We start from the raw sequence: 22869 nt of genomic DNA, 5'->3' as shown, positions 1-22869 counted from the left end.
GCAGGTATCCTCAGGTTTTTCTTGGAAGTCGGTGCGCTCGCCCTATGGCGGCCGCCCCTCCCATGAAAATACCGTAAGGATACGAGGTTGTTACCGGGCGAGCGCGGCGAGGCGCGGCCGTTCGGCGCGCGTCGTGCGCGCCCAGGTCATTGTAGCAGTGGAAGGATGCTCTTCACTCCTCCCCGTGCGGTGGGCGAACGGGGAGGGCTGGGTCAGTTGTGCAGTGGCGGGGGGGTCAATCCCCGTCGTAAGCGCGGCCTGCTGCGACCGATTGGCCGCCGGCGGTGACGGGCGTGCCGGGCTGCTCCCACCAATAAGGCTGGCGGGTGCGGGTGCCGGTGGCGACTTCGTTCAAGGTGGCGCTGTCGTAGAGGCGGCCGCCGAGCATCACCTGGTGCACCTTGTCGGTGTTGCGGATGTCGACCGTGGGGTCGGCGTCGAGGACGACGAGGTCGGCGAGCTTGCCGGGTTCGAGCGAGCCAACGTCCTTGGCGTAGCCGAGCGACGTCGCCGGCATGATCGTCGCGGCGCGCAGTGCGTCGATCGGCGACCAGCCGCCGCGCACGAAGCTCCACATCTCCCAGTGCGGTCCGAGGCCGGACTGCTGGCCGTGGGCGCCGATCGAGACCTGGACGCCGCGGTCGGCGAGCTTCTTCGCCTCGCGGGCGCTGTCGGCGTCGACATAATCCTCCTCGGGCGCCATCACCCGCCGCACGTTCTGCGACTGGAGGATTCCCGGCGGGGCGTGGGGGCTGAGCAGCGGATGCTTCCACACGTCCATATGCTGCCGCCAGTAAGGATCGCCGGCGGGGCCGCCGTAGGTGACGACCAGCGTGGGCGTGTAGTTGGTCTTGGTCTGCGACCAGAATTGCAGGACGTCGTCATAGATGACGCGCAGCGGGATGTTGTGCTCGAGCGTCGAATCGCCGTCCTGGATGAGGGTGATGTCCATCGTATAGAGCGAACCGCCCTCGGGGACGACCTCCATCCCCTCGCGCTGGGCGGCGGCGACCACCATCTGGCGCTGCTCGCGCCGCGGCTGGTTGTAGTTCTTGACGCTCCTCGCGCCCTGCGCCTTGAGGCGCCGGACGTGCTGCAGCGCGTCCTCGAAACTGTTGATCTCCGCATACACGTCCGGCGACTTGGCGCCGTAGATGATCTCGCCGGTCGAGAAGGTGCGCGGAGCGAGGATCTTGCCGGCGCGCTGCATCTCGGAGGCCGGGAAGATCTGCGCCGAGCGAGCGGACGGGTCGTGGATCGTCGTCGTCCCCATGGCGAGGTTGACCATCGACGACCAGTTCTGCTGCGGGACGAGGTCGTCCTCGCCCTGCGGCCCGTGGGCATGGGCGTCGACCCAGCCGGGGACGATGGTCTTGCCGGTAACGTCCACCGTCTTGGCGCCGGCTGGGATCGCGACCTGACCGCGTGGGCCGACCGCGACGATCCGGTCGCCGCGAATGAGGACGACGCCGTCCGGGATGATCCCGCCCTGACGGTCGGCCATCGTCACGATTTTCGCGCCGACCAAAGCGACGGTGCCGGTCGGCTTGTCGGCGGCGACGTCCATCGAAAGATCGAGGCCGGTGCGCGGTGCCTGGAACTTCGGCGCATCCTTGCCCTGCGGCGCGACGGCGAAGAGTGCGGCGGTGTCGGCGGTGTAGAGCGTCGGACCCATCGACCAATGCACCCGCCGGCCGCCCTGCGACCAATGGATGAAGTCGCCCCCGTCGGCCGAGACGCGGGTGACGGGAAGGGGGCCGCCTTTCTCGTCGGCGCCGACGTCCTGGGTGCCCGGCATGAGCGGCATGACGAAGGCCTGGTAGTTCTGCCGGAAGGCGAGATACTGGCCGTCCGGCGACACCGAATAATCATTGACCATGTCGCCGGTCGAATGGACGCGCTTCGCCTGGCCGTTGAGGTCCGTGCTGATCAGCTGGCGCTTGTTGTTCGCCGAAATCAGCATGAACAGGCGATCGTTGTCCGCGCCGTAGTGCGGCTCCTCTCCTTCTCGCGAGACGCGCACCGGCGCGCCGCCGGCCGCGGCGACGCGGTAGATGCCGGGATTTTCCGACCAGCGCGACGACGTGAGGTAGCCGCCCCGGCCCTGCTCGAAGACGATGGTCTTGCCGTCGGGCGAGAAGCTCGGTCGGGCATAATGGCCGGGCTGGGCGAAGACGTCCCGCGCGGCGCCGCCGGCCGCGGCGACCGTGCGGATGTGGCCAAGCCCCTGGTCCGTCCAGCCGACGAAGACGATCGTGCGGCCGTCGCGCGACCAGCTCGGATAGAGTTCGAGTTCATTCTCGTCGCCGCGGATCAGGCGATGCGCCGCGCCGCCGGCGGCAGGCTTGATCCACAGCTTGCCGAGCGTCTCGAACACCACTTCGCGTCCGTCCGGGGACACGGTGGCCCAGCGCGGCATCTTCGTGGTGAAGCGGTCCGGCGCGACCTCGACCTGCGGATGGGTCGCGTCGATCACGACGCGCGTGTCGCCGACGCGGAACGGGATGTCCGCCGCGCCCGACCCGTCGGCGCCGACGCGCCTGATCTTGCCGCCGGCCCAGAAGACGAGGCTGCGGCTGTCGGGCGTCCAGGCCATGTTCGGGTAGACGCCGGTGACCGCCCAGGTCTCCTGCACGTCCTGGTCGAGCGCGTCGTAGACCTTGCGCTCCTCGCCCGAAGCGAGGTCCTTGACGTAAAGCTTCGAGCGCGTCCGCTCGCGGCGGACGAAGGCGATCTTCTTGCCATCGGGGGAGGGCGTCGGGCGGACGGAACCGCCGACGCCGCTCACCGCCTTGGTCACCTCGCCGGTGTCCATGTCGTAGCGCTCGATGTCGAACAGGTCGGTGTTGGAGTTCTGGGCATATTCGAAGATCGGCCCGGGGGTGACGTTGCGGGTGTAATAGAAACTCTTGCCGTCGGGCGCGTAGATCGGCTCGCCAAGCTCCTTCTGGTGGACCTCGTTCGGCTTCTTCACGAGCGGCACGCCGCCGCCGCCGGAGACGTGGTAGAGCCACACCTCGCCGGTGCCCAATGAGCGGCCGGTGGTGAAATGCTTCTTCGCGATGATGAAGCGGCCGTCGGGGCTCCAGCTCGGCTGGTTCAAGAGCCGGAAATCCTCCTTGGTGAGCTGGCGCTTGTCGGAGCCGTCGACATTCATGATCCAGATATTGTCGCCGCCGCCGCGGTCCGACGTGAAGGCGATCCGCCGGCCGTCGGGCGAGAAACGCGGCTGGTGCTCGTAGGCGAGACCCTCGGCGATCCGCCGCGGCGTCCCGCCGGCCATCGGCATGGTGTAGATGTCGCCTAGCAAATCGAAGGCGATCGTGCGCCCGTCAGGGGAGACGTCGACGTTCATCCACGACCCTTCGGCGGTGTCGATGCGGATCTGCCGGGTCTGCATGCCGGGAGGCGCGTTGACGTCCCACTTGTCGGGCGTGCCGCGGGTGCTCGCGGCCGGAGCGGAGCCCATGGCGGGGGTGAGGGGGCCGGTGACCTTCTGCTCGCCGGGCCGGATCGCCTGGTTCTCGGGCGCCTGCGTCGACTGGACCGGCTGCTCCTGCTTCGAAGATTGGGTAGGCGGCGTCTGCGCTGAGCCTGCACCAGCCGCCAAAGCCGCGGCGAGCGCCGCCGTCACCGGATATTTCATCCACCCAATCTCCTGCTCGAAATCCGCCGCTTAGGTCGCGCGGGCGGAAAATCCGCTGCTTAGGTCGCGCGGGCGGAATCGTCACCGAAAAAACAATCGCGTGCCGCCGCGCCGTGTCCGCCAGCCTGCGCCGCCGCACGGCATCGCCAGCGCACCCGTTGCAGAAATGTCACGGCTGGTCCAGAAGCGAGGCTGGACGCCCGACGCTGTTTGACAGGTGCGTTCGCACCGCTAACTAAAGTTAACCGCCTGTCTCCGGAGACGTCCCCCCCATGAGAACGACTGTCCGCTCCTACGCTCTCCGCTCCGCCGCGTTTCTCGGCTTGGCCGCCGGACTTGCGCCGAACGCGTTCGCACATCCGCAGACCGACCCGCAGAGCGACGCGGCGGCATCGCAGACCGATCCTCAGAGCGGCACTGCTGCATCGCAGGGGGCAACGACGCCTGCGCCGACGGCAGGCGGTCCAACGACCCAGACGGATGCCGCGACGAGCGCGGACGGACAAACGTCGCAAGGCCAGAACATCGTCGTCACCGGGTCTCGCATTCGCAGTCCGAACCTCACTTCCGTGGTGCCCGTGACCACGATCAGCGGCGAAGACTTTTTCAAGACTGGCTCAACCTCGATCGGCGACGTTCTGAACCAGCTGCCGGCGCTCCACAGCACCTTCAGCCAGGCGAACTCGACGCGCTTTCTGGGCACGTCCGGCCTGAACCTTCTCGACTTGCGCGGCCTGGGAACCCAGCGCACCCTGGTCCTCGTCAACGGGCGCCGGCATGTAGCGGGCGATATCCTCAACACGGCCGCGTCGGTCGATACCAACACAATCCCCACGGACCTTATCGAACGGACCGACATCATCACGGGCGGCGATTCCGCCGTCTACGGATCGGACGCGCTCGCGGGCGTCGTGAATTTCGTCCTGAAGGATCATTTCCAGGGGCTCCAGCTCCGCGGACAGGCGGGTATCAGCCAGCATGGCGACGCCGGCAATGACTTCGTAAGCTTGCTGGCAGGTAGGAATTTCGCCGGCGGCCGAGGCAACATCGCCGTCAATTTCGAATACGCCCACCAGGAGGATTTCTACGCCAGCAACCGTAAAGAATACTCACAGACGAACGGATTCGAGCAGATCAATCAAGTCGGTACGGCTTCGTCGCCCCAGTTCGATTTCGTTCGTGATATTCGCAATGGTATCTATTCGAACGGCGGCACCTTCCTTACTTATCTAGGGGGCAACAGCTACACGCCTTACCTCTTCCAGCCGAACGGCACGCTCATCCAGCAGACTGGCACGCCCGTAGGACTGCCTCCGGTCCCTGATTATCTCGGCGGAAACGGGGACAATTTTCGGGATGGCACGCAGTTCGCCTTCCGGCCGCGGCTCGACCGCTACAGCGCGAACATCGTCGGGCATTTCGAGATTAGCCGGGCCCTCGTCCCCTTCATCGAAGGAAGCTACTCGCGGACCGACTCGTTCGGCAGCGCCTCCGGCCCGTTCTTCACCGGCGCGATCGGCGATACCTTCAACATCAACAACCCCTATCTGAAGGAGCAGGCGCGCGGAATCATTCGTGATTATTACGGCGCCGGACCTGGCGACGACTTCAATTTCACGATGTACAAAAACGCAGTCGACCTGACCAACCGGGCCGAACAGGCGAGACGCCAGACGTATCGTATCGTCGCGGGGATACGCGGCGATTTCAACAAAACATGGAACTACGAGCTGTCGGCGAACTACGGCGTCTTCGACGAGCACACGAACATTCTCGGCAACATCAACCTGCAGCGATACCTGCTGGCCATCGACGCCGTCGATCAGGGGACGGCAAGCGGCGGCGCTGCGAACGGCAACATCGTTTGCAGGGCGAAGGTCGATCCGGCATCGGCGAGCGCCTACAACAGCTCCAGTTACGCCCAGTCGACTCTCGCCAACGATATCGCGACCTGTGTTCCGGTAAATCTGTTTGGCAATGGTAACGTGACGAACGCCGCTCGCCAGTACCTGCTGCAGAATTCGACGGCTTTCGGGAAAATCACTCAGTTCGATGTAACCGGGTTCGTCAACGGAGACACGGGCGGCTTCTTCAACTTCCAGGGCGGTCCGATCGGCTTCGTGGTCGGCGCGGAGTACCGCCGCGAGACTGCTTATTACAAGCAGGACGAGGCGACAGCCTCCGGCATCACCTTCTATAATGCCATCCCTGAGTTCAAACCGCCGTCCTTCGAGGTGAAAGAGGCTTTCGGAGAAGTCCGCCTCCCGATATTCAAGGACCTTCCCTTCGCAAAGCGGCTGACGATCAGCGCAGCGGCTCGGATTTCCGACTACAAGGGTTCGACGGGAACGGTCTATTCCTACAACGGCGGCATAGAGTACTCGCCGATCACCCTGCTGCGCTTCCGTGCTAATTACTCCCGCGCGGTGCGAGCTCCGAACCTGTCGGACCTCTACACGCCTTTGGGGCAGAACTACTTCACTTTTTCGGATCCGTGCGCTGCGCGTAATCTGACGTCCGGTAGTCAGTACCGGGCTGCGAATTGCACCGCCGCAGGCGTGCCGGCAGGTTACGATTTTGTCTACAAATCGACGCCAGGCTACCTGTCCGGTGGCAATCAGAACCTCAAGGCCGAGAAATCGGACTCGTTCACCGTGGGTGGCGTCATCGCCCCCGAGTCGGGCATTCTCCGCGGGTTCGCCTTGTCGGCCGACTATTACAACATCACGGTCAATAACGTGATCAACTCGCCCTCGGCCCAGGGGATCATCAATGCCTGTTACGACCTTCCTTCTCTGAACAACCAGTTCTGCGGGCTCTTCACGCGGGATACCACCACGGGCTTGAACAGCCGCGAATATGTCGAGAACAGCCTTCACGTCATTCCACTGAACTACGCGAAATTGAAAGTCAGCGGAATCGACTTCGACCTGTCGTACCAGCACCACATCCGGAACATTGGTGATATTTCGCTGCGCGGAATCTACACGCTCTCTCTCGTAAGCAGCAATTACCTCGATCCGACCAATCCTTCTTTCGAGGACCGGACCCTGTCGGAGCTCGGTACGCCGAGGAATAACTTCACGTTCAACCTGGGCTTCAAATCCGGGCCGGTCGTTCTGAGTTATAAGCTCCGCTATCTCAGCCCTATGTATAACGGCACTTATGAGAGTTATAACAGTCTGCAGGGTCGTGCGCCCACCAATCCCTATCAGTTCTCGGCGCAGTATCGCCTCTACCCGGCGATCACGTACCACGACCTTCGCGCCGAGATCGACGTGAACAAGGACTTCAACTTCTACATGGGCGTCGACAACGTTTTCAATCAGCTGCCGCCTTTCGGCCTGACGGGTGCGGGTGGCGGAAGCGGCATCTATCCGAACGTCGGGCGCTTCCTATACTTCGGTGTGTCCGCCAAATACTGATGGGGGGCGCTTTCACCTTCCTGGTCCGGCCGCCCCGTCGGTGCCACTCGCCTAGGTGAAGGAAGGGGACGCCACGCGCCTGCTGGCGCGGCGCGCTGCGCACGCGCGGGTGTTGCGGCTGGCGCAGGGCAATTCCATGCGGGCCGCAATAGCCAGGCTCAACGAAGGATCGCTCGTTGATGCCGAGGCTATTGCGCGCCGCCATCTCGCGGTGTTTCCTGACGACGTCGCCGCGCTTTGCCTGCTCGGGGACCTTGCGGCCCGGAGCGGGATCTATCACGAGGCGGAGCGGCTGTTCCGCCGGGCGCTCGCCTTGCAGCCGTCGTTCACGGAAGCCGAGTTGAACCTCACCAAGCTGTTGGCGCTCAGAGACGGGGTGACGGAAGCGCTCGCGTTGCTGCGCGACGTCCTGGCCGACTTTCCGGAGAGATTGGACGTCGCACTGCAGCGTCTGGCGCTGCTTGGCCAGGTCGGAGATTATGAGCGCGCCGAGGCCGAATGTCAGGCGCTGCTGAGAACGCATTCCGATCGTGCAGAGCTGTGGCTCTCCTTCGGACACCTCCAGGGCACCCTTGGGAAGTTCGAAGCGAGCGTACAGGCTTACCGGCGGGCGATCTCGCTTGAGGAAACCTGCGGCGGCGCCTGGTGGGGCCTCGCCAACCTCAAGACATATGTTTTCCTGCCTGCGGAGATAGCTCAGCTGGAGAGGCTCGTTGCCCGGGCGGCAATCGCCGGCCCGGACGACGAGGCATTGCTGCACTTCGCACTCGGCAAGGCCAATCAGGACCGCGCGCACCTGGCGCAATCCTACCATCACTATAAACGCGGCAACGACAGGCGTGCGGCGCTCGTTGGTCATGACGCCGCTGCCATCGCCGCCGAAGCCGATCGGTCGGCCGCCTTCTTCACGCGCCGGCTTTTCGACTCGCGCCGCGGAGCCGGCCATCCATCAAAAGAGCCGATTTTCATCACTGGCTTGCCTCGTTCGGGCTCAACCCTGGTCGAGCAGATCCTCGCGAGCCATCCGCTGGTGGAAGGGACGGCGGAGCTGCCCTACATCCCGATGCTCGCGCACCGGCTCCTGGCCGAGCGGTGGGATCAACGTAGCTTGCAGTATCCCGCCGTTCTTGAGCAGGTTGGCCCGGCGGAATGGTGCGGCCTCGGGCAGGCTTACCTCGATGCGGCGGGCGTGCACCGCAGAACCGGGAAGCCGCATTTCATCGACAAGCTGCCGGACAACTGGCGGTATATCGGCTTCATCCACCTCATCCTGCCGAACGCCAGGATAATCGATGTGCGGCGGGAGACCATGGCCACGCTCTGGTCGAATTATCGCCAGTGGTTCGCGCGTGGCCACACGTTCAGCTATCGGTTCGAGGATCTGGCCAGCTATCACGCAGACTACGAGCGGCTCATGAAACACTTCCTGGAGGTGCTCCCCGAGTCAGTTTACCGCCTCGATCACCAGGCCCTGTTGAACGATTTTCGGCCAGAGGTTCAGTCGTTGCTCGCCGACCTGGATCTTCCGTTCGACGAGGCATGCATCAGCTTTTACGAGAACGCACGACCCGTCCGAACCGCGAGCGCGCAGCAAGTCCGCCGCCCCCTGGATCTGAACGCAAATCGGGAGTGGCGTCAGTTCGAGCCCTGGCTTGGACTCCTCAAGGCCGCCGTTCGAAAGTTCGGTGGCGGGTCCGAGCCTTCCTGAGCCCAAGTCGTCGCAGGAACTGCGCGCCGTGATCCGACGCCCTGAAACGCCCCCTCGGAGTTACCGACCGAGGGAGCGCCCCGGCTTCAGTAGCGGTAGTGGTCGGGCTTGAACGGGCCCTCGACGGGCACGCCGATATAGCTCGACTGCTTGTCGCTGAGCTTGGTGAGCTTCACGCCGAGCTTGTCGAGGTGGAGCGCGGCGACCTTCTCGTCGAGGTGCTTGGGGAGGACGTAGACGTCATTCTTGTACGTCTCGGCCTTGGTCCACAGCTCGATCTGCGCCAGCGTCTGGTTGGTGAAGCTCGCCGACATGACGAAGCTCGGGTGGCCCGTGGCGTTGCCGAGGTTCACCAGGCGGCCCTTCGACAGCACGATGATCTTCTTGCCGTCGGCGAACTCGACCTCGTCGACCTGCGGCTTGATCTCGGTCCACTTCATGTTCTGGAGCGCGCCGATCTGGATCTCGCTGTCGAAATGGCCGATGTTGCAGACGATCGCCATGTTCTTCATCGCCCGCATGTGGTCGACGGTGATGACGTCGGCATTGCCGGTGGCGGTGACGAAGATGTCGGCGCGCGGCGCGGCCTCTTCCATGGTCACGACCTCATAGCCCTCCATCGCCGCCTGCAGCGCGCAAATGGGGTCGATCTCGGTGACGATGACGCGGGCGCCGCCGTTGCGGAGCGAGGCGGCAGAGCCCTTGCCGACATCGCCGAAGCCGGCGACGCAGGCGACCTTGCCGGCGAGCATCACGTCGGTACCGCGGCGGATTGCGTCGACCAGCGATTCCTTGCAGCCGTAAAGGTTGTCGAACTTCGACTTGGTGACGCTGTCGTTGACGTTGATGGCGGGGAAGGGAAGCTTGCCCTGCTTCGAGAGCTCGTACAGCCGGTGGACGCCGGTGGTGGTCTCTTCCGAGACGCCCTTGATCGCCTGGACGGTCCTGGTGAGGAAGCCGGGCGACTTGGCGATGACGCGGCGGACGGTGGCCTGGAAGACCTCCTCCTCCTCATTCTCCGGGGCCGGGAACTCCTCGCCCGCCTCGATGCGCGCGCCCCACAGCGCGAACATGGTGGCGTCGCCGCCGTCGTCGAGGATCATGTTGCAGGTTTCGACCCCCCCATTCCCATCTGGGCCCCAGTCGAAGATGCGCTCGACATAATCCCAATATTCTTCCAGCGTTTCGCCCTTGATCGCGAAGACGGGGACACCGGTGGCGGCGATCGCGGCGGCGGCATGGTCCTGGGTCGAGAAGATGTTGCACGAGGCCCAGCGGACCGTCGCGCCGAGCGCGGTCAGCGTCTCGATCAGCACGGCGGTCTGGATCGTCATGTGGAGCGAGCCGGTGATGCGCGCGCCCTTCAGCGGCTGCGACGCGCCGAACTCGGAGCGGAGCGCCATCAGGCCGGGCATCTCGGTCTCGGCGATCTCGATCTCCTTGCGGCCGAACGCGGCGAGGCCGATGTCGCGGATCACGTAATCGTCGAACTGGGTCTGGGCCTGCGTCGCCACGGAAAGTCTCCTCAAAACGAAAGAAAGACCGCTGGCCAAGCCCGCGGTCGCGCGCCGCTCCCCTAGCCGGGGGAGGCGGCGCATGCAAATATAAAGATATCTTTATATGTGATTCTCGTCCTCCCTGTGAGGCGCAGTCTCATGGGGAGGGGGACCGCCCGAAGGGTGGTGGAGGGGCCGCTCGGGCGTGGCCCCTCCACCATGCTTCGCATGGTTTCCCTCCCCATCGCTTCGCGACAGGGAGGACTAGGTGGTCAGCGTTCGGCGACCGTATCCACCGCCGCGTGCATCATCGCCGCGAAACTCACCGGGCATTGTCCGCCCGGCAACGCCGGGGGCGGACCGAGACGCTCGGCGACGGTGAGAAGGTTGGCGAGATCGCCGCCCGCCGACGCCGCATCCTCAGCCGCCGCCGCGAAGCCGTGGCACAGCTCTTCCGTCGTCGGATCGCCGCCATATTGGTTGGCGAGCGCGGTGGCGAAGCTGTCGTAGGCGCGCTCGCCCGCCTTGTCGCCGGTCGCGAACTGCGACTTGAGGAGGTCGTTGGCGGCCTGGATCGTCTGGCGATTGCTGCGCACGAAATTGCCGTAGGAGGCCTCGATGTCGGCGCCGATGGCGCGGCAGCGCAGGGTCGCCACCATCAGCCGGGACTGGAGGTCGCGCAGCTTCGCCGCGGCGGCGCCTTCCGCCTTCCAGCAGCCTGCCGCCTCCGCGGGCGCGGCGACGAGCAAGGCCGCGGCGGCAAGGCCGGCGGCGGCTTTCAGAACCTGGTGACGCATGGACTTACTCCCACTCTCGCGGCCCTTCGGAGGGCCGGAGTCGGAAGCGTCTCACCGCAGGGTAGACGAATGGTTAACGGCTGCGATGAAGCCGTTTTAAGCTTTGCGCCGCCACTGGTTGATCACTTCATAGGCCATGACGGCGGTGGCGATTGCCGCGTTGAGGCTGTCGGCCTTGCCGGCCATGGGCATCTTCACCAGCAGGTCGCATTCGGCTTCGTAATCCTCCGGCAGCCCCTGCGCCTCGTTGCCGACCAGGATGAAGGCGGGCGTCGCGTAGCGCGGCTCCTGATAGTCGAGCTCGGCCTTGAGGCTGGTGCCGATCAACTCGCCGGGGCCGGCCCGGAGCCAAGGCACGAACTCCTGCCACGAGGCGTGGGCGATCCGCTGGGTGAACAGCGCCCCCATCGTCGCGCGCACCGCTTCGACGGAGAAGGGGTCGACGCAGTCGTCGATCAGGATCAGCCCGCCGGCACCCACGGCATCACCGGTGCGAAGGATGGTGCCGAGGTTGCCGGGGTCGCGCAGCGCCTGGGCGACGATCCACAGGGGCGCCGCCGCGCGGTCGATCCTCGCCAGCGACAGGTCGAACGCGCGATAGACGCCGAGCACCGTCTGCGGATTGTCCTTGCCGCTGAGCTTGTGGAGGATGTCGGCGTTGGTCTCGATCGCCTCGCCATGCGCGGCCTCGGTGTCCGCGATCAGGGCGTCGAGCAGCGGATGGCGGGTACCCGCCCCGAAGAACAGGGTGACGGGGATATGCCCCGCCTCGCGCGCCTCGGTGAGGATGCGCAGCCCCTCGGCCATGAACAGCCCCGTCTCGCGCCGGTGCTTCTTGTCGCGAAGCGCCCGCGTGTCCTTGACGAGGGGGTTGGAGAAGGCGGTGATCGCGCGGGGCATTATTCCTCCCCGAAGGCATCCTCGACGAGCGCGGTCAGCGCGTCGACGGCCGCCTCGGCGCCGTCGCCCTCGGCGCGGATGGTGATCGTGTCGCCCATTGCGGCGCCCAGCATCATCAGGCCCATGATCGAGGTGCCGGTGACCTTGGAGCCGTCCTTCTCCACCTCGACGCTGGCGCTCTGGCCGGCGGCGAGGGTGACGAACCTGGCGCTGGCGCGGGCGTGGAGGCCGCGGCGGTTGATGAGGGTGACGGTGCGTTCCGCCACGCTCAGACGGTCTCGCCGAGGATTTCGGAGGCGACCGAGATGTACTTGCGCCCCGCCTCGCGCGCGGCCGCAACCGCCGCCCGCACGTCCATGGACTTGCGGGCGCCCTCGAGTCGAATCAGCATCGGCAGGTTGACGCCGGCGATGACCTCGACCTGCTCCGATTTCATCAGCGAGATCGCGAGGTTCGACGGGGTGCCGCCGAACAGGTCGGTGAGGATGATCACCCCGCTGCCGTCGTCGGCGCGGGCGATCGCGTCGGCGATGTCGTTGCGCCGCCCCTCCATATCGTCGTCGGGACCGATGCAGATCGCCTCGACCTGCTTTTGGGGCCCCACCACATGCTCCATGGCGGTGACGAACTCAGCCGCCAGGCGCCCATGGGTAACCAGCACCAGACCAATCATTCGAACTTCCCATCCTGCGGCCCCGCCCCGCGGCCGCGCTCGACCCCGTCGCGGCGGCGCGACGCCAGGTCTCGATGCTCGACCGTGGGCGAAAATCCCGCTTCGCGCAACCGGTTGGCGACCCGCTCGGCGACGTGGACCGAGCGGTGTCTTCCGCCGGTACAGCCGAACGCGATCGTCAAGTAGGACTTGCCCTCGGCGCGATAGCGCGGAAGCAAGGCGAGGAGAAGGTCCTCCATTTTGTCCACCGCACCATAGCCTTCGTCGGCGGCGATATAGGCCGCGACGGGAGGGTCCTGACCCGTGAGGTCCCTCAGCCGATCGTCCCAATAGGGGTTTCGGAGGAAACGCATGTCGAAGACGGTGTCGGCGTTTCGGGGGATGCCGCGCGAGAAGCCGAACGACATGATCGTCAGCGTCGGCGCCGAGGCGGGGCTGCCGAACCGCTCGCGGACCTGCTGCTGGAGGGCGTTCGGCGTCGTGTCGGTGGTGTCGACGACATGGTCGGCCCAGCGCCGCAGCGGCTCCATCAACTCGCGCTCGGCGGCGATGCCGTCGGTGGCGGGGCGGTCGGGCGCGAGCGGGTGGCGGCGGCGAGTCTCGGAATAGCGGCGCAGGAGCTCGGAGCCGGCGCAGTCGAAATAGAGCGTCTCGATCGGGAAGGCGTGGTCCCCCGCCAGCGCCTTGATCTGCTCGACGATGCGGCGCGCGTCGAAATCGCGGGTGCGGCTGTCGATGCCGATGGCGAGCGGGCGGCGGCGCCGGCTGCTGCCCTTGCCGAGCGGGGTGGAGAGGAGATGCTCGAGGAGCGAGAGGGGGAGATTGTCGACCACCTCCCAGCCGAGATCCTCGAGCGTCTTCAGCGCCGTCGATTTTCCCGCGCCGGAAAGGCCGGTGACGAGGAGGATGCGTTGCGGGTCGGGAGCGGCGGTCAAGGGTTCAGGCCGTAAAGACGGAGCGCCGCTTCTACCTTCAACGGGGCCGACGCCTCAAGCGCCGCGAGCGCCACTGCGGGGATTACCGTACCGAGGACCTCAGCCGGGGCAGGTCCGTCAGGGAGCCGCTCCGGAACCCGGTCGAGGTCCACGAGGAGGCAGAGCGGCACGTCCGCGGCTGCCGGCACGGTGACGATGCCGACACCCCGCACCTCGATCTTGGCGGCGATGGTGGCGGGCGCGCGGGCGAGCAGGCGGCCGTCATGGACCCGTACCTCGGTATAATCGTCGCTGACCAGCACCGCGCCGCGGTCGATAAGCCGCAAGGCTAGGTCCGACTTGCCGCTGCCCGAGTCGCCGCGCAGCAGCACGCCGCGGCCTTGGATGGCGACGCTGGTGCCGCGGACGGTGTCGCTCACGACTGCGGGTCCGGGAAGCGCAGGACGAAGCGCGCCCCGCCTCGGCCGTCGCGACGCTCTTCCACGGCGATACTGCCGTCATGGCCGGTCATGGTGGCGCGGGCGATGGCGAGGCCGAGGCCGGAATGGCGGCCAAACCCTTCCTCCTCGGGACGCACCGAATGGAAGCGCTGGAAGATCTCGCGCCGCCGTTCGGCCGGAACGCCGGGGCCCTCGTCCTCCACGGTCACCAACACCTCGCTGCCGGCGTGCGCGGCGCCGATCTCGACCAGCGCGCCTTCGGGCGAAAAAGAGATCGCGTTGTCGACGATATTGTCGACCGCCCGCGCCAGCCGCGCCTCATCGCCCATGACGATGGCGCTCCCGGCGCGGGGGCGGGCGAAGGCGATGCGGACGCCGCGGCCGCCGCCGCGCGCCTCCCAGGTTTCGAGCATCGACTCGATCAGCGCGCCGAGATCGACCGGCTCGAAGCGGGCGCGGGACAGCTCCGCGTCGAGGCGGCTCGCCTCGGCAATGTCGACGATCAGCCGGTCCAATCTCGCCACGTCGTCGCGGACCACGTCGAGCAGCTGGCGGCGCAGCGCCGGGTCCTCGACGCGCTCCAGGCTGTCCACCGCCGAGCGGAGGGAGGCGAGGGGGTTCTTCAGCTCGTGCGTCACGTCGGCGGCAAAGGCCTCGGTCGAATCGATGCGGTTGCGCAGCGCCTGGCTCATGTCGCTCAGCGCCCGCGCCAGCATGCCGATCTCGTCGCTCCGTTCCGGAAGCCGCGGCACCCGCACTTCCCGCGCCCGCCCGAGCCGGACCCGCGTCGCCGCGCGCGCCAGGCGGCGCAAGGGGAGGGCGATGGTCCGCGCCAGGAACAGCGACAGGAGCGAGGAGAGGAGGATGGCGGCGAGGACGATCAGCCCGAGCGTGCTGCGCTCCTCGCGCACGACGCTGCGGGTCCGACGGGCGTTACGGGTAAGAAGGAGGACGGCGTGGCGGCGCGACACCGCCGCCGCGGCGGAGAGGAACGGGGTCCCCTCCGGCGCCCGGCGCAGCATCATCTCGGCACCGCGCTCCGCCAATGCCACCTTGGCTTCCGGCCAGTCTTCGAGGCGGTTGCTTTCCGGCGTGGGAAGGAGGGGCGGCTGGTGGGCGCCGACGGCCGCGTTCAGCACATTGTCCAGCCGGCGGGCGAACTGCTTCTGCCACGGCTCGCGCGTCGGGTCGCGCAGGTCGTAGGTCGCCGGCATGCCGTTCCAGCTGTCGAGCAGCACCTTGCCGCTCGCATCGAACACGCGGATGCGGCTGCGGCTGTGGGCGCCGAGCTTGCGGATCAGAGGCAGCTCCTCATCCTCCTCGGCGAGCGCCAGCGCGTCGGCGGCGAGGATCGCCTGGTTGCGGGTGCTGAGCAGCCCCTGCTCGGTCAGACGCCGCCGATAGCCATCGAGGTAGAACAGGCTGCCGGCGAGGATCGCGACGGCGAAGATGTTGAGGGCGAGGATGCGGTGGAGGATCCGCCACCGGCCCCACCAGCGGACGCGGCCTTCCTCCTGCTCGACCGCTTCCAAGTCGGGCTCACTCCTCACCGAAGCGGTACCCGACGCCGTACAAGGTCTCGATGCCGTTGAAGGCCGGATCGGCGGCGCGGAACTTGCGGCGCATGCGCTTGATGTGGCTGTCGATGGTGCGGTCGTCGACATAGATGTCGTCCTGATAGGCGACGTCCATCAACTGATTGCGCGATTTTACCACGCCCGGCCGCTGCGCCAGCGCCTCGAGGATCAGGAATTCGGTGACCGTCAGAGTCACGTCGCGCCCGTCCCACCCCACCCGGTGCCGCGCCGGATCGAGAACCAGCCGCCCCCGCACGATCTCCGCCTCCGCGGCGCCTTCCGCCTGCGCCTCCGCCGCCTCCGCCCGCACTTCGCTCCGCCGCAAAATTGCCCGGATTCTGGCTACTAAAAGCCTCTGACTGAACGGTTTTGAGATGTAATCGTCGGCGCCCAGGGAGAGGCCGAGGGCTTCGTCCAGTTCCTCGTCCTTGGAGGTGAGGAAGATGACGGGGACCGTGGACCGCTCGCGCAGCCTCCGCAGCAATTCCATGCCGTCCATGCGCGGCATCTTGACGTCGAGGATGGCGAGATCGGGCGGGTTCTCGGTGAGCGCCTTCAGCGCCGCCTCGCCGTCAGAATAGACGCGGGTCGCAAAGCCTTCCGCCTGTAGCGCGATCGACACCGAAGTGAGGATGTTGCGGTCATCGTCGACCAGCGCGATCGTTGCCGCCATTCCTGTCACTGCCGCTCCTTATCGGAGCCGCCCGCCACGCGCTACCCTTTGACGGCGAACCGCCGCGCGACTATGCGAGCGCCACATCCAAAAGCGGCCGAAACGCCGCGCATTTGTCTGATATTTCAAGGGAGATTGCGTGTGTCCAATCGCGTGCCCGCCCACGGGCTTGCCGAGCAGGGGATCCTAACGCCGGCCGAAATCAGCTGGAATTTCGGCACCCCGCAGCTGGTCGAGGAAGCGGTGCGCCGCGGCGAAGGCCTGCTCGCCAAGGATGGCCCGCTGGTGGTGCGTACCGGAAAGCATACCGGCCGCTCCGCGCAGGACAAATATATCGTCCGCGATGCCGAGACCGATGGCACCATCTGGTGGGACAATAACAAGGCGATGACGAGCGACCAGTTCGCCGCCTTGAAGTCCGATTTCCTGAAAGCGCTCGGCGAGCGGCAGCACCTGTTCGTCGCCGATCTCTACGGCGGCTCGCAGCCCGAGCACCGCGTCCGCGTCCGGGTGATCAACGAGCTCGCCTGGCACAACCTCTTCATCCGCACCCTGCTGGTGCGCCCGGAGGAAGCCGACCTCGCCGGCTTCGCGCCCGAATTCACGATCATCGACCTGCCGACCTTCCGCGCGGTGCCCGAGCGGCACGGCGTCCGCTCGGAGACGGTGATCGCGGTGAACCTGACCGAAAAGCTGATCCTGATCGGCGGCACCGCTTATGCCGGCGAGATGAAGAAGTCGGTGTTCGGCATCCTGAATTACCTGCTTCCCGCCGAGGGCGTGATGCCGATGCATTGCTCGGCGAACATCGGCCCCAAGGGCGACACCGCGGTCTTCTTCGGCCTCTCCGGCACCGGCAAGACCACGCTTTCCGCCGACGCCAGCCGCACCCTCATCGGCGACGACGAGCATGGCTGGTCGGACGAGGCGGTCTTCAACTTCGAAGGCGGCTGCTACGCCAAGATGATCCGCCTCTCGGCCGAGGCCGAGCCGGAAATCCACGGCATGACCAAGCGCTTCGGCACCGTGCTCGAGAATGTCGTCATGGACGAGGAGACCCGCGAGCTCGATCTCGACGACGCCACCTTCGCCGAGAATACCCGCGGCGCCTATCCGATCGAGTTCGTGTCCAACTGCTCGAACAGCAACATGGGACCGGTGCCGCAGAACATCGTCATGCTCACCGCCGACGCGTTCGGCGTGCTGCCGCCGATCGCCCGCCTCACCCCCGATCAGGCGATGTACCATTTCCTGTCGGGCTACACCGCCAAGGTCGCCGGCACCGAGATCGGCGTCACCGAACCGGAGGCGACCTTCTCGACCTGCTTCGGCGCGCCGTTCATGCCGCGCCACCCGAGCGTCTACGGCAACTTGTTGAAGGCGCGCATTGCCAAGGGCGGCGTCACCTGCTGGCTGGTCAACACCGGCTGGACCGGCGGCAAATACGGCGTCGGCAAGCGCATGCCGATCCGCGAGACCCGCGCGCTCTTGAACGCCGCGCTCGACGGCTCGCTCAACGGCGTCGAATTCCGCACCGACGAGAATTTCGGCTTCGAGGTTCCGGTCAGCGTTCCGGGCGTCGACACGGCCATCCTCGATCCGCGCGGCACCTGGGCCGACAAGGCCGCCTACGACGCGGCGGCGGCCAAGCTGGTGAAGCTCTTCATCGACAATTTCGCCAAGTTCGAAAGCCATGTCGACGCCGGCGTCCGCGACGCCGCCCCGCGCGCCGCCCATCAACACGCGCGGACCGCCCCGATTCCGGCCGCCTGACGCCACCCACTTGAACCCGAAAGGGGCGCGTCGGCAGAGGCCGGCGCGCCCCTTTTTCTATGCCACCCTCGTCATGCCGGACTTGATCCGGCATCCACCTTCTTCTTCCTCGGCGGGAGAAGCGAAGGTGGAGCCCCTGTCCGGGGTGACGGTTCTGGAAGGAATCCGAACGATGACCGACGAACCGCGCCTGTTCACCTCTGACGCTGCCATACGCAGCCTCGGCGAACGCATGCTCGCCTGCACCCTCGCCAAGGCCGAGTGGACCCACGAAGCCCACCTCGCCACCACCCTCTGGCTGGTCGTCGAACGTCCAGACATCGTGCCGGAGCGCGACCTCCCCCACCTTATCCGCCGCTACAATGAAAGCGTCGGCGGGGTGAACAGCGACACCGAAGGCTATCACGAAACCATCACCCAGTGCTTCCTGCGTGGGGTGCGGGGGTATCTGGCGCGGACGGATGCTTCGCTGCCACTGGTGGAGAAGGCGAACGGGCTGCTTCTGGCGGAGGAGGGGCAGCGGGACTGGCCGCTGCCTTTCTACTCGCGGGAGCTTCTGTTTTCCGTCGAGGCGCGGCGGGGGTGGGTTGAGCCGGATTTGGCGGAGGTGCCGGACGCGTAAGGTCCGGGTCTGCGGTGCTCGGGGGCCGCTTTGTTTCACGCAAAGACGCAAAGGCGCAAAGGTGCCGTGCCGGTTGCCATGCCGCGGCTAGTGTCATGGTTGCAGGACGAAAGGGGGCCTTCGGCCCCGAGATGGTTGGAGAGGTCTCGCCTGCCGGCGCGACACGTTCGGACTCTTTGCGTCTTTGCGTCTTTGCGTGAAAAATTACAGCGGCCGTACCGTTCGCTGCTCTGGAGGCTCACCGCCCCCAAACGGCATAGGCGTCGTGAAATCATGATTGTTGGCGATGCGTTTGATGCCTTCGCGGAAGGTGGCGCCGCCGAAGTTCATCAGCAGGCCGAGCGGCAGGTTCATGAGGCGCAGGTAGGTGAGGATCTGCTTGCTGTGTACCGGCGCGAGGCGCTCCAATGATTTCAGCTCGATGAGCAGCTTGCCTTCGACCAGCAGATCGGCGCGAAACCCCTCATCGATGATCAGGCCCTCGATGCGAATCCGAACCGGCTTCTGTCGCTCCACCGCCAGCCCCCGCCGAACGAGGCCCTGCGCCAGCACGGCCTCGTAGACGGACTCCAGCAGCCCCGGGCCGAGTGCCTCGTGCACCTTCAGTCCGCAATCGACGGCGATCGTCGCCAGCCCTTCCACGTCCATCGCTTTTCCCCACTTGCCCGCTCGTATCTAACGACATGCGCGGCGCGGGGGCCATAGGCGGAATGGTTTCACGCAAAGACGCAAAGACGCAAAGGTGCCGTGTCGCTTGTGACGCCGCGGCTAACCTCATTGTTGCAGGGACAAAGGGGCCTCCGGCCCCATTACAATCATCGGAGAACCCGCGCCGGCCAGCGAGACCCACGCGGCCTCTTTGCGTCTTTGCGTCTTTGCGTCTTTGCGTGAGATGATACAGCCTCCTTTGCGGCAAAGCGTCTGGAGGTTCTCACAGCGACCGTATCCGCGGCAAAGCCTTCTTCTCGAACAGCTCCGTCATCGCCCACACCATCGCGTCCAGCCGGTCGGGGCTGCCGGGGCCCTGGTAGCCGGACCAGGTGAGGGCGCAGAGTTGGTCTTCCAGTTCGGGGAAGTGGCCCGCCAACCTTGCGCGGCCGGTTTCGAAGCGGAGCGCGATGGGTTCGGCTCTGGCGGCTTTGCTTTTCGTCGCGGGGACGAGGCGGACGCGGAGGTTCGCGTCGACGGCGCGGAGCACGCTGGCGATCATGTCGCCGCCCTGGTTCTTTTCGGCGATCACCCTGGCCGGGACGCCTGTATACAGCTGTCCCCATTCCTGGGCGGCGCCGGCGACGCGGCGGGCCCAGGCTTCGGGGGAGAGGCCGCGGGCGGTGAGGTCCGCGAGGACCCAGGCGACACCGTCCTCGTCCTTGCCGCACACGACGATGCCGCAGCTGTCGCCGCCGGTGGAGGCGGGCGGGTCGAGGCCGACGACGATGCGGACGAAAGAAGGGGGGGTCGCGCAGAGGCGCAGAGGCGCAGAGGGGCCGTGTCCTTCATTGGCCCCCGGCGAAGCCGCATCAGCTTCCGCCTCGCTTTGAAATGCCGCTTCGCGGCGTGAGCCGGGCTCAAGACTCTCTGCGTCTCTGCGTCTCTGCGCGAAATAATCCGGTTCCCGCGCTTTCTCGATCAGCTCGCGGGTCCAGAGGGCGTCTTCGAAGTCGTCGAGGAGCGTGCCTTCGAGTTCTTGCCGGGCGAGGCGGGTGCCGGCGAACATGTCGTTCATCGCGGCGATGAAGTCGGCCGGGAGGTGGGGATTGTCGTCGGTGCGGCCCTTGGTCTGCTCGGCGCGGGGGAGGGCGAGGATGCGGCGGAGGAGAGGGACCGGCTTGGGCGTGGTGGTGACAATGGTGCGCGGCTGCGTGCCGAGGCGCAGGGCCAGCATCAGATTGTTCCAGGTCGCGTCGGCATTCGGCCATTTCGCCAGTTCGTCGCACCAGGCGTAATGATGCTGCGGCCCGCGCAGCTTCTCCGGGCGCTCGGCCGAGAAAGCGTGGGCTTCGGCGCCGGAGGGGAAAAGGAGCACGCCGCGGCTCGGTATCCAGCGCGGCCGCTCGTGCGTGCGGGCGATGGCGAGGAGCCCGCTTTCGCCGCGGATCATCACCCGTTCGATCTCCTCCAGGGTCGCAGCGACGAGGGCAATGCGCGCCCCGGGGGCGTCGCGTGCGCGTGCCCACACCCATTCGGCGCCCGCACGGGTCTTGCCGAAGCCGCGGCCGGCGACGATCGCCCACAATCGCCAGTCGCCTTCAGGCTCCGCCTGGCCGTCATGCACCTGCCACCACCATTCCTCGCGGATGGCGCGAAGGGCGAGGGGCGGGAGCGTGGTCAGCGCCGCGCGCCGCTCGATCCGGGTGAGGCTGCCGAGGATGCCGAGCAGGAAGAGGGCGCGGGCGCGGGTAATCCTGCCGGGTGCGGGCGGGATCAGGGATTTGAAGAAGATCGGCAAGGCCTCGCCGGGCGCCGGCGCGAGGAAGGCAAGCGTCACGGCGACGGCTCCGGCGCATCGGGACCTTCGCCGGGCTTGATGAAGCCGAGCGCGGTGAGGCGCTTTTCGAGCGCCCCGATGGCGTCGTCGAACGTCCAGACCTCGCTCGGCCCGGGCGGGCGCGGGCGGGGGCCGGGCCGCCCGGTCTTGCGATCCCATCGCTGGAGGAGCTTCATCACCCGCTCGAACTCCTGCGTCATTTCGCCTTCGGGATGGATATTCTCGGTGAGACGGCGCTGCGCCTCCAGACGCTGGCGGACCGACTCCGCCTCGAGCAATGCGACGGCGTGGGCGAGGGCCTCGTGCCAGGCGGTGGCGAATTCCGGGTTGCGGCGGCGGTGGGACTCAACCGTTCCGATGCAGACGCCGGCCTTGGCCGCGGCGGCGCCGGCGTCGGCGGTCGCGGCAAAATGATCTAGGAAGATTTGCTGGCGCGATTCGTTGAACTTGACCCAGTTCATGCGGCGGCGCTGGAGGGGCCGGTTGCCTTGGGGCGCGATGCGGACGGTGACGCCGTCCTCGGCCGGCGGCAGCGGTTCGCCGACCCGCTGGTACCAGGCGTAGAGGTCCATCGCCCATTCCCACGCATGGCGGAAGAGCGGGTCGCGCGACCGTGCGGCGTAGAGGCTCTGCAGGGGGAAGCCGACCGCGGCAGCGACGGCCTCGCGGCTTTGCCCCTTGCGCAGCGCGGCGACGACCTGCGCCTTTACCGCCGTGTCGATAAGCCGCCGGGGCGGGAGCGAATCGAGGTTCTGGTCCATCCGCAGAGTAGAACATAAAAGGTACAATTTTGAAAGGGGTTTTTTGCCGGATACGTTCGAAATGGAGTAGGTTGCGAATGAAAGCGGATCGGTGGGCCCCGAGAGGTATGTCCCAAAGCGGGACCGTGGCTCCGTCGCTGGAGGGCGGCGGGCGTGGTAAGGAGCGGTGCGGAAGAGCCGCGCCATTCCTGGCGGGCGGCGATCGAAAGGGAGAGTGACGATGCGTGCATTGAGGAGCGAAGAGCTTGGTCTGGTCGCCGGGGGGCGGGGGTACCATCATGGGTGCCAGGCGGTCTGTGCGCCGGTTTGTCCGCCGCCGCCGCCCGCCACTTGCACGACATCGGTGTCGAACAGCTCGAGCAACAGCGTCAGCTATTCGGTGAGCTTCAGCAGCAGCACGAGCATCAGCACGAGCAGCAGCTTCAGCTTCAGCTTCTCGAACGGCTCCAGCTCGAGCTCGTCCTCTTCGGGGCATTGAAGGCCGAGGTCGCCTGCGGGCTCAGCCCGCCCGGGCGTAGCGGGTGGCGAATTCGCGGTCCGGCATGACGAGGTAGCGGATCATATCGATGAACGCCCACGGCACCGACACCAGCAGCCCGGCGACCGACAAGGTGAGGACGACCATGGCGATGCCGGTGCCGGTGCGGCCGAGGTAGAAGCGGTGGACGCCCAGCGTGCCGAGGAAGAAGGCGAGGGCGGCGGCGACATATTTGTTGCGGTCGTTGTCCGGGACGGCAGGGGCGGGCGCCGTTTGGGCTGAGGGCATACCGGGTACGGGGAACATGGTGAGGGCGCGGTTGTCGCTGGTCTCGAAGTCGACATACATGCCGACGGCCGGCTCGCCGCGATGCGCCCAGTCCGTGGGGGTGAAGCTGTAGCGGCGGCCGTCGTCGCCGGTGACGATGCCGACCCCGGTCCGCGTGTCCACCCCAAGTACCTGTCCGCGCATAATACC

18 protein-coding genes are annotated in these 22869 nt (G+C 66.5%); 4 read left to right on the top strand and 14 right to left on the bottom strand.

Annotated elements, in window-relative coordinates:
• Nucleotides 1–235: 235 nt before the first annotated feature.
• Complete coding sequence (locus VGC56_RS19095) at nt 236–3646, bottom strand: amidohydrolase family protein (RefSeq protein ID WP_464127460.1); 3411 nt, start codon at nt 3644–3646, stop codon at nt 236–238.
• A gap of 272 nt (nt 3647–3918) precedes the next feature.
• Between VGC56_RS19095 and VGC56_RS19090 the strand changes: the two genes are divergently transcribed.
• Both VGC56_RS19090 and VGC56_RS19085 read left to right on the top strand, forming a co-directional pair.
• Entirely contained in the window at nt 3919–7071 is a 3153-nt protein-coding gene (locus tag VGC56_RS19090; RefSeq protein ID WP_464127459.1) for a TonB-dependent receptor domain-containing protein, read from the top strand.
• Between the two features lie 55 nt (nt 7072–7126).
• Entirely contained in the window at nt 7127–8779 is a 1653-nt protein-coding gene (locus VGC56_RS19085; RefSeq protein WP_464127457.1) for a tetratricopeptide repeat-containing sulfotransferase family protein, read from the top strand.
• An 86-nt stretch (nt 8780–8865) separates the two neighbouring features.
• On the opposite strand, the gene ahcY is transcribed toward VGC56_RS19085, so the two are convergent.
• From ahcY to VGC56_RS19040, 9 genes are all read right to left on the bottom strand, one after another.
• The gene (gene ahcY / locus VGC56_RS19080) at nt 8866–10293 is read right to left on the bottom strand and encodes an adenosylhomocysteinase (protein WP_464127455.1); all 1428 of its coding nucleotides are present in this window, start codon (nt 10291–10293) and stop codon (nt 8866–8868) included.
• Nucleotides 10294–10547: 254 nt separating this feature from the next.
• The gene (locus VGC56_RS19075; RefSeq protein WP_464127453.1) at nt 10548–11072 is read right to left on the bottom strand and encodes a hypothetical protein; all 525 of its coding nucleotides are present in this window, start codon (nt 11070–11072) and stop codon (nt 10548–10550) included.
• Between the two features lie 96 nt (nt 11073–11168).
• Nucleotides 11169–11972, bottom strand: coding sequence for a TrmH family RNA methyltransferase (locus VGC56_RS19070; protein ID WP_464127452.1), 804 nt, complete (start codon nt 11970–11972; stop codon nt 11169–11171).
• Entirely contained in the window at nt 11972–12238 is a 267-nt protein-coding gene (locus VGC56_RS19065) for an HPr family phosphocarrier protein (RefSeq protein ID WP_464127450.1), read from the bottom strand. The genes VGC56_RS19070 and VGC56_RS19065 overlap by 1 nt, the downstream gene beginning before the upstream one ends.
• A 2-nt stretch (nt 12239–12240) precedes the next feature.
• Nucleotides 12241–12645 (bottom strand): PTS sugar transporter subunit IIA, encoded by a 405-nt coding sequence (locus VGC56_RS19060; RefSeq protein WP_464127448.1) that lies wholly within the window; start codon nt 12643–12645, stop codon nt 12241–12243.
• Complete coding sequence (rapZ, locus tag VGC56_RS19055; protein WP_464127447.1) at nt 12642–13580, bottom strand: RNase adapter RapZ; 939 nt, start codon at nt 13578–13580, stop codon at nt 12642–12644. The genes VGC56_RS19060 and rapZ overlap by 4 nt, the downstream gene beginning before the upstream one ends.
• The gene (locus tag VGC56_RS19050; protein ID WP_464127445.1) at nt 13577–13999 is read right to left on the bottom strand and encodes an HPr kinase/phosphorylase; all 423 of its coding nucleotides are present in this window, start codon (nt 13997–13999) and stop codon (nt 13577–13579) included. Before VGC56_RS19050 ends, rapZ begins: the two co-directional genes overlap by 4 nt.
• Complete coding sequence (locus VGC56_RS19045) at nt 13996–15552, bottom strand: sensor histidine kinase (protein ID WP_464127444.1); 1557 nt, start codon at nt 15550–15552, stop codon at nt 13996–13998. The genes VGC56_RS19050 and VGC56_RS19045 overlap by 4 nt, the downstream gene beginning before the upstream one ends.
• Before the next feature lie 7 nt (nt 15553–15559).
• Nucleotides 15560–16270 carry a response regulator transcription factor gene (locus VGC56_RS19040; RefSeq protein ID WP_464127442.1) on the bottom strand — a complete coding sequence of 237 codons (711 nt, stop codon included), beginning with the start codon at nt 16268–16270 and terminating at the stop codon, nt 15560–15562.
• A 141-nt stretch (nt 16271–16411) separates the two neighbouring features.
• Here VGC56_RS19040 and VGC56_RS19035 point away from each other — a divergent pair, with 141 nt between their 5' ends.
• Nucleotides 16412–18043 (top strand): phosphoenolpyruvate carboxykinase, encoded by a 1632-nt coding sequence (locus tag VGC56_RS19035; RefSeq protein WP_464127440.1) that lies wholly within the window; start codon nt 16412–16414, stop codon nt 18041–18043.
• A gap of 172 nt (nt 18044–18215) precedes the next feature.
• A complete protein-coding gene (locus VGC56_RS19030) occupies nt 18216–18665 on the top strand; it encodes a hypothetical protein (RefSeq protein ID WP_464127439.1) in 450 nt (149 codons plus the stop codon).
• Between the two features lie 204 nt (nt 18666–18869).
• Here VGC56_RS19030 and VGC56_RS19025 read toward each other — a convergent pair whose 3' ends face one another.
• From VGC56_RS19025 to VGC56_RS19010, 4 genes are all read right to left on the bottom strand, one after another.
• The gene (locus tag VGC56_RS19025) at nt 18870–19313 is read right to left on the bottom strand and encodes a GxxExxY protein (RefSeq protein WP_464127437.1); all 444 of its coding nucleotides are present in this window, start codon (nt 19311–19313) and stop codon (nt 18870–18872) included.
• A 283-nt stretch (nt 19314–19596) separates the two neighbouring features.
• Nucleotides 19597–21153: a DNA-packaging protein gene (locus VGC56_RS19020; protein ID WP_464127435.1), complete on the bottom strand. Its 1557-nt coding sequence runs from the start codon at nt 21151–21153 to the stop codon at nt 19597–19599.
• Nucleotides 21150–21914 (bottom strand): hypothetical protein, encoded by a 765-nt coding sequence (locus VGC56_RS19015; protein WP_464127433.1) that lies wholly within the window; start codon nt 21912–21914, stop codon nt 21150–21152. The genes VGC56_RS19020 and VGC56_RS19015 overlap by 4 nt, the downstream gene beginning before the upstream one ends.
• A gap of 499 nt (nt 21915–22413) precedes the next feature.
• Nucleotides 22414–22863: a TM2 domain-containing protein gene (locus VGC56_RS19010; protein WP_464127431.1), complete on the bottom strand. Its 450-nt coding sequence runs from the start codon at nt 22861–22863 to the stop codon at nt 22414–22416.
• Between the last annotated feature and the right edge of the window lie 6 nt (nt 22864–22869).

This window comes from Allosphingosinicella sp. (assembly GCF_036403745.1).
Classification (GTDB): domain Bacteria; phylum Pseudomonadota; class Alphaproteobacteria; order Sphingomonadales; family Sphingomonadaceae; genus Allosphingosinicella.
The sequence above is the reverse complement of the archived record's forward strand: the minus strand, read 5'-3'. Positions and strand labels throughout refer to the sequence as shown.

Bases quoted from the DNA above. Each gene is read 5' to 3' on its own strand.
- VGC56_RS19060 (WP_464127448.1), bottom strand. From the start codon at position 12,645: ATGATTGGTCTGGTGCTGGTTACCCATGGGCGCCTGGCGGCTGAGTTC.
- VGC56_RS19075 (WP_464127453.1), bottom strand. From the start codon at position 11,072: ATGCGTCACCAGGTTCTGAAAGCCGCCGCCGGCCTTGCCGCCGCGGCC.
- VGC56_RS19030 (WP_464127439.1), top strand. From the start codon at position 18,216: ATGACCGACGAACCGCGCCTGTTCACCTCTGACGCTGCCATACGCAGC.
- VGC56_RS19010 (WP_464127431.1), bottom strand. From the start codon at position 22,863: ATGCGCGGACAGGTACTTGGGGTGGACACGCGGACCGGGGTCGGCATC.
- VGC56_RS19095 (WP_464127460.1), bottom strand. From the start codon at position 3,646: ATGAAATATCCGGTGACGGCGGCGCTCGCCGCGGCTTTGGCGGCTGGT.
- VGC56_RS19040 (WP_464127442.1), bottom strand. From the start codon at position 16,270: ATGGCGGCAACGATCGCGCTGGTCGACGATGACCGCAACATCCTCACT.
- VGC56_RS19070 (WP_464127452.1), bottom strand. From the start codon at position 11,972: ATGCCCCGCGCGATCACCGCCTTCTCCAACCCCCTCGTCAAGGACACG.
- VGC56_RS19090 (WP_464127459.1), top strand. From the start codon at position 3,919: ATGAGAACGACTGTCCGCTCCTACGCTCTCCGCTCCGCCGCGTTTCTC.
- VGC56_RS19025 (WP_464127437.1), bottom strand. From the start codon at position 19,313: ATGGACGTGGAAGGGCTGGCGACGATCGCCGTCGATTGCGGACTGAAG.
- VGC56_RS19015 (WP_464127433.1), bottom strand. From the start codon at position 21,914: ATGGACCAGAACCTCGATTCGCTCCCGCCCCGGCGGCTTATCGACACG.